The sequence below is a fragment of the Streptomyces prunicolor NBRC 13075 genome (assembly GCF_000367365.1).
GTDB lineage: Bacteria > Actinomycetota > Actinomycetes > Streptomycetales > Streptomycetaceae > Streptomyces > Streptomyces prunicolor.
On the sequence record NZ_BARF01000155.1, the window covers coordinates 16,753 to 31,333 of the forward strand.

Sequence of the window (14,581 nt, forward strand, 5' to 3'; positions counted from 1 at the left end):
CTCCCGCGCGCCGCCCTCAACGGGCGAGCGCGACCTCGGCCTTCTCCTTCAGTACGTCCCGCAGGCCCGCGACGCGAACTCCCGCCTTGTCGAGTGCGGCCCGCAGCGCGAGGCCGTTCTTCAGGACGGTCGGGTGGTCTCCGTGCAGGAGCAGGACATCGGCGTCGTGCCCGAGCGGTACGACGTTGCCGTCGACCGAACGCACCGTGCCCTCCTGCACGACCTGCGCGGAGCGCTCGCCGATGAGCTCGGGGTCGTAGATGAGGCCCCCTTCGTGCGAACGGGAGACGGGCATGCCGTCGTCGCCGTAGCCGCGGTCGGCGAGGAAGACGTAACCGACATCGAGGCCGCGCTTGCGCGACTCCTCGGCGAGCAGGCCGCGTTGACAGATGACGACGTAGTCCTTGTCGTACGCGGCGACCGCATCCGTGATGGCGCGGGCGTGCTTGGCGTCCGTCTGTGCGATCGAGCCCATACGGCCGTGCGGTGCCACGTGCGTGATCGTTCCGCCGTGCACCCGCGCGAAGGCGTCGAGCGCGCCGAGTTGGTAGAGGACGTCGGTGCGGATCTCCTCCTCGGACGCCTCGATGAGCCGGCGGCCGAAGCCGACGAGGTCGGGGTAGCCGGGGTGCGCGCCGAGTTCGATGCCGCGCTCGACGCAGTCGGCGACGGTCTTGTCCATGACGCGCGGGTCGCCGGCGTGGAAGCCGCAGGCGATGTTCGACGCGGTGACGAGGCCGAGCAAGGCGTTGTCGTCGCCGATCGTGTAGTTGCCGAAGCTCTCGCCGAGGTCGGCGACGACGGCTACGGAGTTGATTCCCATGGTGTCTCCCAGGTGGTGGCGGCTCAGTGGGATGCCAGCGGACGGCCCTTGGTCTCCCGTACGAACGTGATGCTGACCAGCGTGATCAGGGCCGTGATGATGGAGGCGAAGGCCGGGATCAGATTGGATCCGGTCGAGTCGATGAGCTCGGTCATCAGCAGCGGGGCGCTGCCGCCGAAGATGATCGTCGAGATGCTGAACCCGATGCTGTAGGCGGAGTAGCGCACGGTGGTCGGGAACATCTCGGCGAGCACGGTGTGCACCACGGCGGCGTGGCCGGAGAAGGCGATCGCGAGCACCGTGGTGCCGATACAGGCCAGTCCGAACCGGCCGGTGGTGATGAGCAGGAACATCGGGTACGAGACCACGGCCATCGCGACGGCCGAGAACACCAGGACGGGTTTGCGGCCGATCCGGTCCGACAGCCGTGCCATGAGCGGGATACAGACGGCGATGGCGACCAGGCTGACCGCGGTGACGGTGAGCGCCCGCAGCATGGAGAAGTTGTGGTCGCCGAGCGAGGTCTTGAGATAGGTCGGCATGTAGACGAACAGCAGGTAGTAACCAGGGCCGTTGAGCGCCGGAAGGAAGATCGTGAGCACGATCGCCTTCAGGTGGCGCGGCGAGGTGAACGCGTCCTTCAGCGGGTTGCGTACGACGGTCCGCTGCTCGCGCAGCGCCTTGAAGTGCGGGGTCTCCTCCAACTGACGGCGGATGTAGAAGCCGACGTAGCCGAGCGGGACGGCGACGAGGAAGGGGACCCGCCAGGCCCAGGAGGCCATCGCGTCGTCGCCGAGCGTCGAGATGAGGATCGCGGAGAAAGCGCTGCCGACCATGAGGGCGATGAACGAGCCGACAGCGATGAAGCTCATCATGTAGTTGCGGCGCGCGTCCGGGGCGTACTCGCCGACGAACGACATGGCGCCCGCCACCTCGCCACCGGCCGAGAAGCCCTGAAGCACCCGGAGCGCGACCAGCAGCACGGGCGCGGCGACGCCGATCGCGTCGTGGGAGGGGATGAGACCGATCGCCGCCGTGGCAGCGGAGATGAGTACCAGCAGGGTGGCCAGCAGCTTCTTCCGCCCGAGCCGGTCGCCGAGGTAACCGCAGATGACGCTGCCGAACGGCCGCGCGATGAAGCTGACCAGGAAGCCGACGTTGGTGAGGAAGAGCCCTCCGGTCTCCGCTCCTCCCATGATGTTGATCGCGAGATAGGTGACGAGCAGGCCGTAGATGCCGTAGTCGTACCACTCGACGAAGGAGCCCACGGCTCCGGCGACGGTGGCCTTGCGGACGACCTTGTCGTCCGCGGTGACCACACCGACGGCGGCCGCGTCGAACTGATTCGACGCTGCCTCGGGCCGATCTGACGTGGTGTCGAGCCGATCTGACGCTGTCATGCGTTCACCTTCGGTCGTGGACCCTGGGGACGGTGTCCTGAAGAAGTCGTACGTCGGTGTCGTCGGGACATGCATGGGCCCGCTCGCGCCAGGGGGATGCACATTACGGAGCGCGGCTCAGGGGCGTATCCGAGCCAAGATGCGACTCGGATCTCGAATGAGAATAGATTCGCACTCTTGGGTGGTCAAGGATCTGGATTGCCGTCAGGTAAATCCTGTGCTTCGAACGCGATGCGGCTTCTGGGCGCCTGGGCCCCGTTGGGGTTCGCCGCTCGCCGGCGCCCCGCGTCACCCCTCTGGCCCGCTCTTGCCCTCGCGGCACGGATGGATGCAGACTGGCCCGTGAAACGCGAAAAGTTTCGCATTTTCTAGTTCCGAGCGGGAGACTGTGATGACCCAGGACAACGTGCGCGTGGCCCCCCTCTGGGACCGCCCGGACCAGCGGCTGCTCCAGCGGTTCCGCGAGCACTCCGTGGCCAATCTCGGCGACGCCCTGGACCGACTGAACATCGTGGACGGCGGGATCTCCCCGATCTGGAAGGGCGCGAAGGCCGTCGGCACCGCGCTGCCCGTGTTCACCGTCGCCGGCGACAACAAGGCAGTGATCGCCGCCCTCGACCACATCCGCCCCGGGGACATCCTGGTCATCAACGCCCTCGGCTACGACGGCCGCGCCATCGTCGGTGACAACCTGGCCCAGCGGTTCGACGTCTTCGGCGCTGTCGGAGCGGTTGTCGACGGCTATGTGCGCGACGGCGCGATCATCGAGAAGCTCGGCGTGCCTGTCTTCGCGCGCGGGCTCACACCCGCCGGGCCCTTCAAGAACGGACCGGGCACGATCGGCGAACCCGTCGCGATCGGCGGCGTCGTGGTCAGCCCCGGCGACATCGTCGTGGCCGACGACGACGGTGTCATCGTCATCCCGCCCCATCGTGCGGACGAGGCGCTGACGGCAGTGGAGGCGATCGTCGCCCGGGAGGCCGACCTCGACGCCGAGGTCGCCGAACTGCGGAGCCGACGCGCCTGATGGGGACCGAGGAACGAACCCCGGACCGGCTCCGCGTGGCGGTCGCCGCACCACTGTCGGAGGACGACTGCGCGCGCATCCTCGCGCTGGAACCACGGATCGACCTCGTCGTCGACCAGGCACTGCTCCCGCCGATGCGCTGGCCCGCCGACTTCGCCGGTGACCCGGCCTGGCACCGCACACCCGAGCAACAGCGCGTCTACGAGGCCGCCTTGGACTCGGCCGACGCGCTCTACGGCATCCCCGACGTGGACCCCGTCGCCCTGGCCCGGACGGTCCGCGCCAACCCGCGGCTGCGCTGGGTGCACACGATGGCCGCGGGCGGCGGCAGCCAGGTCAAGGCCGCGCGGCTCACCGCCGAGGAACTCGACCGCGTCCTCTTCACCACCTCCGCCGGAGTGCACGGTGGGCCGCTCGCGGAGTTCGCCGTCTTCGGTGTGCTCGGGGGAGCGAAGGGTCTTCCTCGCCTGATGCGCGGGCAACGGGACCACGAGTGGGGCGGCCGCTGGACGATGGGGCAGGTGAGCGAGCAGACGATCCTGCTGCTCGGCCTCGGCGGTATCGGCCGGATCGTCGCCCGGAAACTTGACGCGCTGGGCGCCAAGGTCATCGGAACGAGCAGGAGCGGTACGGGAGTTGAAGGGGTCGACGAGGTCGTGCCCCTCGACCGTATCGTCGAGGTGGCGCCGACGGTGGACGCCGTAGTCAACACGCTCCCCGGCACCTCGGCGACCGAACACCTCCTCGGCAAGCGGTTCTTCGATGCCCTCCGGCCCGGTGCGACCCTCGTGAACGTCGGCCGTGGCAGCGTCGTCGACGAGGTAGCCCTCATGGAGGCACTGGACTCCGGCCGGGTCGGTTTCGCCGCGCTCGACGTCTTCGAGACGGAACCGCTGCCGGTCGACAGCCCGCTCTGGGACCACGACCACGTGCTGGTGAGCCCCCACACCGCCGCGCTCAGCATCGCGGAGGACCGCCTCATCGCCGAGCTCTTCGCCGCCAACGCCACGCGGTTGCTCGACGGCCAGAGCCCGCTCAACCGTGTGGACACCGTCGAGTTCTACTGATCGGTCGAAAGGGCGAGCACACTCGCTGTTCGAACACGATGCCGAGCGCAACGGAGTGGTTGACCTCGGCAAGCGAGAAGGCGGCCATGCCCCACTCGTTGATCAACTCGGTGGCCGCGTCGATCAGCACGGTGGGTGGTTCGCCGCCCAGGACCTGTGGGCGGCCACGATCGTGTGGCGCAACCCCTGCCGCAGCTGACGGGCCGTCATGAGAATGTTTCCGTCCGGAGTATTGCGGCCGCTGAGAGTTATCGCTAACACTAGGGCTCGCGTCACCGACACGTTAACTTCCGATGTCGGAGGATGGGTAAGTTCCCACCCTGTAGCCATCCTGGTGCGTCTCTTCCCGTGCCGCCCCCTTGCTGTGCCGTCTGTCGCCAAGGTTCTACGGAGTGCAAAATTGTGAGCGCTAACATTTCTGGGCGGAGAGTAGCCGACATCGAACGCGCCCCTGACTCATCGGTGACCACCGCGCCTGTCCGCACCGCTTCCCCCGTCGTCGGGCCGCCGCCCCGGCGCCGCCTGCGGCAGACCCTGGAGGCGTACGCGCTGCTCACTCCCAGCCTGCTCGGCTTCGTGCTGTTCCTGGTCGCGCCGATCATCGGCGTGGTGGTGATCAGCTTCTTCGACTGGAACCTGATGGGGTCGCCGCGCTTCGTCGGGCTGGCCAACTACCGCGAGATGACGGGCGACAGCGAGGTCTGGCGCTCGGTGCGCAACACCTTGTACTACGTCGCCCTCAACATCCCCGCCCAGACCGTCCTCGCCCTCCTCCTCGCGCTCGCCATGAACCGCGGCCTGCGCGGCGGCAAGGTGCTCCGGGTGTTGTTCGTTCTCCCGTGGATGGCGATGCCGGTGGCCCTGGGCATCATCTGGAGCTGGGCCTTCGACCCGGAGCACGGCGCGGTCAACCAGTTCCTGTCCCTGCTGGGCGTCAGCGGCCCGGAGTGGCTGTCGTCCACCACCTGGGCGATGCCGGTGCTCGCCTCCATCAACGTCTGGCAGTACACGGGCTACACGATGCTCTTCCTGCTGGCCGGTCTCCAGGCGATCCCCGAATCGCTCTACGAGGCCGCCGACATCGACGGGGTGACGGGCCTTCAGCGGTTTTTCAGGATCACGCTGCCGCTGCTGCGGCCCTCGATGCTCTTCGTCCTGGTCACCAACGTCATCGGCTCGTTCCAGATGTTCGACACCGTCTACGTCATGACCCAGGGCGGCCCGAACGGCTCCACGGACACCATGAACTTCCACATCTACCAGCAGGCGTTCCAACTCTTCCGCACCGGCTACGCCTCCGCGCTCGCGATGCTGCTCTTCGCCCTGATCCTGCTGGTCACAGCAGTGCAGTTCCTGTACTTCCGCAAGCGCACCGTCTACGACTTCAGCTGAGGGCGGCTCCACCATGCGTACTCACCGCACCATCGCGACCGCCTTCGGACGCACCGGTCTCTACGTGGTCCTGATCGCCGGGGCCCTGTTGTCCATCGGGCCCTACCTGATGATCCTCAACGCCTCGTTCAAGCGGCCCCAGGACCTGCTGACCACCGACGCCTGGGCCCCGGCCCGCCACGCCACCTTCGACAACTTCACCGCCGTGTGGAACCAGTACGGAATGTCGTCCTTCCTGCTGCACACCCTGCTGGTCAGCGTCGCCGTGACCCTGGGGCAGGTGGTCTTCAGCGCCATGGGCGCGTACGCCTTCGCCCGGCTGGAGTTCCCGGGCCGGGACCTGCTGTTCTGGGGCTACATCGCCACGATGATGGTGCCCCAGATGATCACGCTCGTGCCGCTCTTCCTGATGATGCGGGAGCTGGGCCTGGTCGACACCTTCGCCGGGCTGATCCTCCCCACGGTCTTCGGCACCCCGTACGGGATCTTCCTGGTCCGGCAGCACTTCCGCACCATCCCGAGCGACCTGGAGGCCGCCGCCCGGATCGACGGGGCGAGCACCTGGACGATCCTGGTGAGGATCATGCTGCCGCTGAGCAAGCCGATCCTGGCCACGCTGGCCACCATCACCTTCATCAACACCTGGAACAACTTGATCTGGCCGCTGATCATCACCAACAGCGACCGAACCAAGGTCATCACCGTCGGCATCGCCGCACTCCAGGGCCAGCACGTCTCCGACCTGCCGCACATCGTGCTGGCGGGCGCGGCCCTCGCGCTGCTGCCGCTGATCGCCGTCTTCCTGATGTTCCAGCGTCACATCGTCCGGTCGATCGCCCTGACAGGGCTGAAGTAACCGGCCGTCCGAGACCCCACGCGTACACCCGCCCCGTAGCACCGCAGAACCCTCAGAGAACAGGACCTCCACCATGTCCGCACGCTCCCGAAGAGTCCTGGCGCTCGCCGCCACGAGCACCCTCGTGCTCGGTCTCACCGCCGCTTGCGGCTCCTCCGGCTCCGACTCCGCGGGTGGCAAGGTCACCCTGCGGTACGGGATCTGGGACGCCGTCCAGAAGCCGGCCCTGCAGAAGTCCATCGACGCGTTCGAGAAGGCGCACCCGAACATCACGGTCAAGATCGAGCTGAACGCCTGGGCCCAGTACTGGAGCAAGCTGCAGACCCAGATGGCCGGCCGGACCGCGCCGGACGTCTTCTGGGATCACGTGGGGTACTTCCCGCAGTTCGCGAAGCAGGGCGTGCTCACCGACCTGAGCCCCTACATCAAGGCCGACAAGGTCGACCTGTCGGTGTACGACCCCAAGCTCACCGCGGGCTGGAAGCAGGGCGACAAGCAGTACGGCCTGCCCAAGGACTGGGACACGATCGAGCAGGTCTACAACAAGACCATGCTGAAGACCGCAGGCCTCACCCAGGACGACCTGTCCGGTCTCACCTGGAACCCGGACGACGGCGGGACCTTCGTCAAGGCGCTGCAGAAGCTCACCGTCGACAAGAGCGGCAAGCACCCGAACGAGTCCGGCTTCGACAGCAAGAACGTCAAGCAGTACGGGCTCGCACTGGCCTCGCCCAACGGCCAGACCGACTGGTGGGACTTCGCCACCCAGAACGGCTGCAAGCTGCAGGACAAAGCCTGGGGCAAGTGGACCATCAACCAGCCGTCCTGCGTCGAGGCGATCCAGTTCGTCCAGGACCTGCGGCTGAAGTACCACGTGGCGGTGCCGGCCGCGGTCACGAACACCCCCAACGGTGCCGCGCTGCCTGCGGTGCTCGCCCGTAAGCAGGCGGCCGTGGTGTGGGACGGAAGTTGGGACCTCAGCGCCTACCAGACCTCGCTGAAGGGCAACTTCGGCGTCGCACTCCTGCCCAGCGGGCCGGCCGGACAGGGCACCGTGTACAACGGCCTGAGCAACGCCCTGTACGCGGGGAGCAAGCACCCCAAGGAGGCCTGGGAACTGGTGAAGTGGCTCGGCTCGGAGCAGTCCGAGAAGATCATCACCGCTGCCGGTACGGTGTGGCCGTCGATCCCGACTCTGAACAAGGACTTCGTGGCGTACTGGGAGAAGCAGGGCGTCGACGTCAGCGCCTTCTCCAAGGGTGCGGAGGGCACGACGATCGGCTACCCGCTGACCACCTCGTCGGCCACGTACAACGTGAAGGTGCTCGACCCCTTCAACCAGGTCTGGCTCGGCCAGCAGACTCCGAAGAAGGCCGCGGACACGGTGAACACCGAGTCCAACGCCGCCATCACCGACTAGCCGACAGCGACAAGGAGCCGTCACCGCCATGCAGGAAGCGACGCCCGCCCCCCGGTCCGACGGGGGACCGCAGGCTCCGAAGGCCGTCAGCATCTTTGACGTCGCCAAGGAAGCGGGCGTGTCCCACCAGACCGTCTCCCGGGTCGTCAACAGCCACCCCAAGGTCAAGGAGTCGACCCGGACCCGGGTCCTGGAGGTCATCGCCGAGCTGGGCTACACGCCCAACCGGATGGCCCGCGCCCTGGCCGGCGGGGCGGTGCGGTCGGTGACCGTCCTGACCTCCGACACCTCCCTGTACGGTGCCTCGGCGACCCTGAAGGGGATCGAAGAGGCGGCCAGAGCGGCCGACTTCACGGTCGGGATCAGCGTGCTCGACGCCGGCTCGGCCCAACGGCCCGCCGAGGTCGCGGCCCGGGTCAGCCGGCCGGGGGAGGCGGTGCTGGTGATCGCCTTCGACGCACCCGGCGTACGGGCGTGGCAGGCGCTGCCCGCTGAGTTCCCGGCGGCGGCGGTGGTGGAACGGCCCGAGGACGGCAGCCCCGGCGACCGGCCCCAGGTCTGGCTCGACGACCGGGCGGCCGCCGCTCAGGCCACCCGCTATCTGCTCGGCCTCGGCCACGAGAGCGTGCGGTACGTCTCGATCCCCTCCTCGACCACCCGCATCGGGCAGCGTGCCGAAGGCTGGCGTGACGCGCTGCGGGCGGCCGGGAAACCGCTCCCGGAGCCGCTGGACGGCGGCTGGAGTCCGCGCTCCGGCTACCTCGCCGCCCGGTCGCTGGTGGCCGATCCGACGGTGACGGCGGTGCTCTGCGGCAACGACGACCTGGCGCTCGGCGTACTGCGGGCGGCCAGGGAGGCGGGCCGTGACGTGCCGGGGGACCTCAGTGTGGTGGGCTTCGACGACGCACCCCAGTCGGCGTACGTCCACCCCGCACTGACCACTGTCCGGCTCGACTTCGAGGGCCTGGGCCGGGGCTGCTTCGGGATGCTGCTCCGGCTCCTCGAACCGGAGACCGCGCCGGCGCTGCCGATGTGGGGCGAGCCGGAGTTGATCGTCCGGGAGAGCAGCGGCCCGGCGCCTTCCCTGCGGGCTCGCACATGACCTGAACCACCCGGCTCGCCGGTTCACCCCCGGCGAGCCGAGCCGCTCGAAGCCCCGAACCCGACGCTCAGAACTCCAAGCTCCACGTTCGAAGAAGGCGCTCACGTTCGCGGGGGATGTGAGCGTTCACACCCGTCCCCACCTTGCCCTCCCGCAGTGCAGCGGGGGGAGAAAGCCAGGTATCCATGTCCACCCGCACAAGACGGACCGGACGCGCCCTCACCGGCGCGCTGCTCGCGACGGCCGCCCTGGTCGTCGGCTCGCTCGCCGTGCCGACCACGGCCTCGGCGGCCACCCAGACCTTCACCGCCGACCTCGGCACCACCACCGGCGACGTACTGCACGGCGCGAACGGCTCGCTGTACGGCCTCAGCGACGACGGTGTCCCGGGCGACAACCTGCTGGCGCCGCTCAAGCTGACGACCGTCTCCCAGAAGCCCCCGGGCGGCGCGCAGCACCCCAACGGCGACATCCTCAAAGTCGCCGCCTCCTACAAGCGCAACGGCGGCGGCAAGCTCTTCTGCAACATCCAGGACATGTACTCGGACTGGCCGTACCAGAACCTGGGCATCGCCGACTATCTGACCAAGGTCGACACCGTCGTCAATGCCATCAAGGCCAGCTCCTACGCCTCCGACGTCGTCTTCGTCCCGTTCAACGAGCCGGACGGCATCTGGTACAGCGGTCTCAACTCCTCCGACAGCTCCACGTACACGACCGCCCGCGACAGGTTCCTCGCCGACTGGACGACCGTCTACAACCGCATCAAGGCGGACTACCCGGCGGCGGTCATCGGCGGCCCCAACACGGCGTCCTTCAACTCCACGTTCCTGGGCGACTTCCTGACCTACACCAAGGCCAACTCCGAGCTGCCGGACTGGATGACCTGGCACGAGCTCAACCCCGGCTCACTCGCCGACTACCAGAGCCACTACACCACGTACCGGGCCCTGGAGACCGCCCGCAGCATCAGCGCGCGCCCCATCAACATCGACGAGTACGCCGACCGGCGTGACCTGTCGGTGCCCGGCCAGATGGTGCAGTGGACCTCGATGCTGGAGAACACCAAGTCCTACGGCCAGCAGGCCTACTGGGACATCGCGGGCAACCTCGACGGCAACACCGTGCACACCAACGTGCCCAACAGCACCTGGTGGTTCTGGCGCTGGTACGCGGGCCTGACCGGCAAGACCGTCAAGGTCACCCCGCCGTCGGCCAACACCACCGACACCCTCCAGGGCATGGCGTCCCTGGACACCACCCGCAAGCAGGCCCAGGTCATCGTCGGCGGGTCCGCCTCCGACACCAACGTCGTGCTGAACAACATCCCCAGCGCGACCTTCGGCAGCAAGGTCGAGGTCACCGTCCAGGCCCTCAACTGGAGCGGGTACGAGGGCGCCTCGGCGACTCCGCTGACGATATCCCGCGCCGCCTACACCCCCTCCGGCGGCAGCATCACCGTCCCGCTGACCGGCCTGAACGCCATGTCGGCGTACCGCATCACCGTCACCCCGAACGGCGGCGGCACCGCCACCGCGCCCACCGTGCCGTGGAGTTCGTCCTACGAGGCCGAGAACGCCACCATCACCGATGCCACCGTCGTCACCCAGGGGACGGTGTCCAACTACAACGCCTACGCCACCTCGGGTACCAAGGACGTCGGCTACATCAGCGCCGCCGACAGCAAGGTCGCCTTCTCGGTCTCGGTCCCCAGCGCGGGCACGTACAACCTCGCCATCTTCTACGGCAACCAGCACGGGACGCCGTCCCAGCAGGTGCTGACCGTCGACGGCGCGAACCCGCAGTTCGTGAACTACCCGTCCACCCTCAACTGGCAGTACCGCAGCACCGTGACCGTGCCCGTCACCCTGAGCGCCGGCAGCCACACCATCGCGCTCGCCGTCTCCAACTCCACCCTGGGCACCGCGAGCGGTGAGGTCACCCTCGACAAGATCGACCTGACCGCAGCGCAGAGCACCCCGCAGACCGTGTACGACGCCGCCTTCGCCGACACCAGCGGCAGCGCCACCTACGCATACGGCAACGTCGGCGAGACCGGCACCGGCACGGTCGCGCTGACCAGCGGCGGCAGCACCATCTTCGACGCCTACGCGGCCACCGACGGCTACTACACCGTCAGCACCGACTACAGCTCTACGGGCGGCACCACCGCGCTCGCGCTGAACGGCACCACGGTCGCCACCCTGTCGTCGTCGGGCGGCTCGGCGACCACCTCCAGCACCAGGCTCTACCTGTCCGCCGGGATCAACCGCATCAAGGTCGCACCCAACAGCGGCGCCACCACCACGCTGAGCGACCTCAAGGTCGCCGGCGCCGGCTCCACCACGGGCGTCACCACCTACCAGGCGGAGAACGCCACCCTGGCGGGCGCCGCGGTGACCCAGACCGACAGCTGGGCATCCGGCGGCAAGAACGTCGGCTACATCGGCAACACCTCGGCGAACACCCTCACCTTCGGCAGCGTGAGCGCCGCAGCCGCGGGCCGCTACACCGTCGTGATCCATTACGCCAACAACGACCGCGCCGGCACCGGCAACTACAACACCAACGTCGAGTCCCGCACCGCCGACCTGTCGGTGAACGGTGGCACCGCCACGACGCTCACCTTCCGCAACTCCTACAGCTGGAGCGACTACTGGACGCTCCCGACCACCGTCACCCTCGCGGCAGGCACCAACACCCTGAAGCTGTCCAACTCCTCCTCGTGGGCACCCAACATCGACTACATCGAGGTGGCACCGGTGCTCGGCTGACCCCCACCCGCTCTCCGAGGGCCGCCACCGCGTCAGCCTGGCGCGGCGGCGGCCCGCCCCTTCCCGTGCCGCGTCACCCCAGCCCGAAAGGCCCGTCCCCATGCCTCCGCACATTGCCCACGACCCCGACCACCGGCTGTGGGTCCTGTCCGGACCGACCTCTTCCTACGTCCTGCATCTCGACGACGAGGACCGGCTGCGGGGCCTGCACTGGGGCCGCAGGCTCACCCCCGAACAGGCCGCCTCACTGCTCGAACGGCCCCTGCCCCGGCGGCAGTTCGAGGACCCGACCGACGGCGCCCTGGCGCTGGACGCCGCCGGGGGCATGCGGTACGGCCACGCGGCCGTCCAGGTCCGCTTCGCCGACGGAGTACGGGACCTGGAGCTGAACTGGACCGCTGAGTCCCGCACCGACGACACGCTCGTCCTCACCTTCGCCGACCGGCACTACCCGCTGACGGTCGAGGCGCACTTCAAGGTCTACGCCGACACCGGTGTGCTGGAGCGTCACCTCGTGCTCCGGCACACCGGAACCGAAGCCGCCGACGGCCCCGTCACCGTCGTCCGCGCCGACTCCGCGACCTGGACCGTCCCCCGCCTGAACGGTTACCGGCTCAGCCAGGTGCACGGCCAGTGGGGCGCCGAGACCCAACTCAGCCGCACCGAACTGCCGTACGGCGAGACCGTGTTGAGCAGCCGTCGAGGCACCACCAGCCACCACGCCAACCCCTGGGTCATGCTCGACGACGGCACCGCCACCGAGGAGCACGGCCGCGTCCACTCCTGCGCCCTGGCCTGGAGCGGCAGTTGGCAGCTCACCGTTCAACGGCTGCCCACCGAACGCGTCACCGTTTCCGCCGGGTTCGGCCACGCGCCCATCACCTGGCAGCTGCCACCCGGCGCCGAACTGCGCACCCCGGTCAGTGCCGCCGCGTACACCGAGGGCGGTTTCGGCGGCGCCAGTCGCGCCTGGCACCGCTATCTGCTCGACCATGTGCTGCCGCACCCGGGGGAGTTGCGGCCGGTGCTCTACAACTCGTGGGAGGCCACCGAGTTCGACGTCAGCGTCGAGGGCCAGAGCGCCCTGGCCGAGCGGGCCGCCGGACTGGGCGTCGAGTTGTTCGTCATGGACGACGGCTGGTTCGGCTCCCGTACCCACGACGCGGCCGGACTGGGCGACTGGACCCCCAACGCCGAACGCTTCCCCGACGGCCTCGGTCCACTGATCGACCGGGTCCACGAACTCGGCATGCGCTTCGGTCTGTGGGTCGAGCCCGAGATGGTCAACCCCGACAGCGACCTCTACCGCGCCCACCCCGACTGGGTCCTGCACCACCCCACCCGCCGCCGTACCGAGCACCGCAACCAGCTCGTCCTCAACCTCGCCCGCCCCGACGTCGCGGCCTGGATGTACGACCGGCTGGACGAGCTACTGACCAAGAACGACATCGACTTCCTCAAGTGGGACTTCAACCGTCCCTTCACCGAAGCAGGTTGGCCCGACGCCGAGAGCGATCCCGAAGCGCTGTGGACGGAGCACGTCCACAACCTCTACGCCGTCATCGACCGGCTCCGCACCGCCCACCCGCACCTGCGCATCGAGTCCTGCAGCAGCGGCGGCGCCCGGCTCGACCCCGGCATCCTCGCCCGCACCGACCAGGTGTGGACCTCCGACAACACCGACGCGCTGGACCGCCTGGACATCCAACACGGCTTCTCCCAGCTCTACCCGGCCCGTGTCATGGGCGCCTGGGTCACAGACAGCCCCAACCCCTACACCGGACGCAGCCTCCCCCTCGACTTCCGCTTTCACGTAGCCATGGCCGGCGTCCTGGCCATCGGCGGCGACCTCGCCCGTTGGAGCGCCGCCGAACTCGCCCGCGCCGCCGAACTGGTCGCGGCGTACAAGCGCGTCCGGCCCCTGGTCCAGCACGGCCGGCAGTACCGGCTGAGCTCCCCGGGAGACGGCGAGCTCAGTGCCGTTCAGTACCTTGCCCCCGACGGCACCGAGGCCGCTGTCCTCGTCACCCGCCGGGCCCGCCGCTTCGGCCACGCCGACCCCGCCCTGCCGCTGCGCGCCCTCGCGCCGGACGCCCGCTACCGCGACGCCGACACCGGAGCGTTGCACCACGGTGCCGTCCTGCTCAGCCACGGACTGCCGCTACGACTGGCACCGCAGGACAACGCGAGCGCTCTGTTCCACCTGGTTCGGGAGGATTGACGGCGGCCGCCTGGTATCGGGGAACGGAGGGACATGTGACGTCAGCGACCATACGTTCGCCGGTCACGGGAGCCTCGTACCGCCCGAAAGGCAGCAGCCGGGGGTCAGCCCTTGCGGGTGTTGATCTCTTCGGTGAGTTGGGGGACGACGTCGAAGAGGTCGCCGACGACGCCGTAGTCGACGAGGTCGAAGATCGGGGCCTCGGCGTCCTTGTTGACGGCCACGATGGTCTTGGAGGTCTGCATGCCCGCGCGGTGCTGGATCGCGCCGGAGATGCCGTTGGCGATGTAGAGCTGCGGGGAGACGCTCTTGCCGGTCTGGCCGACCTGGTTGGAGTGCGGGTACCAGCCGGCGTCGACAGCGGCACGGGAGGCGCCGACGGCCGCGCCGAGGGAGTCGGCGAGGGCCTCGATGATCGCGAAGTTGTCCGCGCCGTTCACCCCGCGGCCGCCGGAGACGACGATCGCGGCCTCGGTCAGCTCCGGGCGGCCGGTCGATG

The 14,581-nt window shown here is 68.8% G+C and carries 11 protein-coding genes; 8 read left to right on the forward strand and 3 right to left on the reverse strand.

Features of this window, described 5'->3' with window-relative positions:
* Positions 1-16 precede the first annotated feature (16 nt).
* Complete coding sequence (locus tag SPR02S_RS53010; protein ID WP_019065181.1) at positions 17-823, reverse strand: LamB/YcsF family protein; 807 nt, start codon at positions 821-823, stop codon at positions 17-19.
* A 23-nt stretch (positions 824-846) separates the two neighbouring features.
* Positions 847-2,223 (reverse strand): MFS transporter, encoded by a 1,377-nt coding sequence (locus SPR02S_RS53015; protein ID WP_019065182.1) that lies wholly within the window; start codon positions 2,221-2,223, stop codon positions 847-849.
* A gap of 391 nt (positions 2,224-2,614) precedes the next feature.
* Here SPR02S_RS53015 and SPR02S_RS53020 point away from each other — a divergent pair, with 391 nt between their 5' ends.
* From SPR02S_RS53020 to SPR02S_RS53055, 8 genes are all read left to right on the forward strand, one after another.
* Positions 2,615-3,250 carry an RraA family protein gene (locus SPR02S_RS53020; protein WP_019065183.1) on the forward strand — a complete coding sequence of 212 codons (636 nt, stop codon included), beginning with the start codon at positions 2,615-2,617 and terminating at the stop codon, positions 3,248-3,250.
* Positions 3,250-4,317, forward strand: coding sequence for a D-2-hydroxyacid dehydrogenase (locus SPR02S_RS53025; RefSeq protein WP_019065184.1), 1,068 nt, complete (start codon positions 3,250-3,252; stop codon positions 4,315-4,317). Before SPR02S_RS53020 ends, SPR02S_RS53025 begins: the two co-directional genes overlap by 1 nt.
* A 462-nt stretch (positions 4,318-4,779) precedes the next feature.
* Positions 4,780-5,709, forward strand: coding sequence for a carbohydrate ABC transporter permease (locus SPR02S_RS53030; RefSeq protein WP_019065185.1), 930 nt, complete (start codon positions 4,780-4,782; stop codon positions 5,707-5,709).
* Positions 5,710-5,722: 13 nt separating this feature from the next.
* The gene (locus tag SPR02S_RS53035; protein ID WP_019065186.1) at positions 5,723-6,565 is read left to right on the forward strand and encodes a carbohydrate ABC transporter permease; all 843 of its coding nucleotides are present in this window, start codon (positions 5,723-5,725) and stop codon (positions 6,563-6,565) included.
* Between the two features lie 73 nt (positions 6,566-6,638).
* The gene (locus tag SPR02S_RS58460; RefSeq protein WP_019065187.1) at positions 6,639-7,985 is read left to right on the forward strand and encodes an ABC transporter substrate-binding protein; all 1,347 of its coding nucleotides are present in this window, start codon (positions 6,639-6,641) and stop codon (positions 7,983-7,985) included.
* A 28-nt stretch (positions 7,986-8,013) separates the two neighbouring features.
* Entirely contained in the window at positions 8,014-9,087 is a 1,074-nt protein-coding gene (locus tag SPR02S_RS53045) for a LacI family DNA-binding transcriptional regulator (protein ID WP_019065188.1), read from the forward strand.
* A 185-nt stretch (positions 9,088-9,272) separates the two neighbouring features.
* Positions 9,273-11,861, forward strand: coding sequence for a CBM35 domain-containing protein (locus SPR02S_RS53050; RefSeq protein ID WP_019065189.1), 2,589 nt, complete (start codon positions 9,273-9,275; stop codon positions 11,859-11,861).
* 100 nt (positions 11,862-11,961) lie between these two features.
* The gene (locus tag SPR02S_RS53055; RefSeq protein ID WP_019065190.1) at positions 11,962-14,082 is read left to right on the forward strand and encodes an alpha-galactosidase; all 2,121 of its coding nucleotides are present in this window, start codon (positions 11,962-11,964) and stop codon (positions 14,080-14,082) included.
* A gap of 104 nt (positions 14,083-14,186) precedes the next feature.
* Here the strand turns inward: SPR02S_RS53055 and SPR02S_RS53060 are convergent.
* The coding region (locus SPR02S_RS53060) for an electron transfer flavoprotein subunit alpha/FixB family protein (protein ID WP_019065191.1) at positions 14,187-14,581 on the reverse strand (395 nt) is incomplete at its 5' end.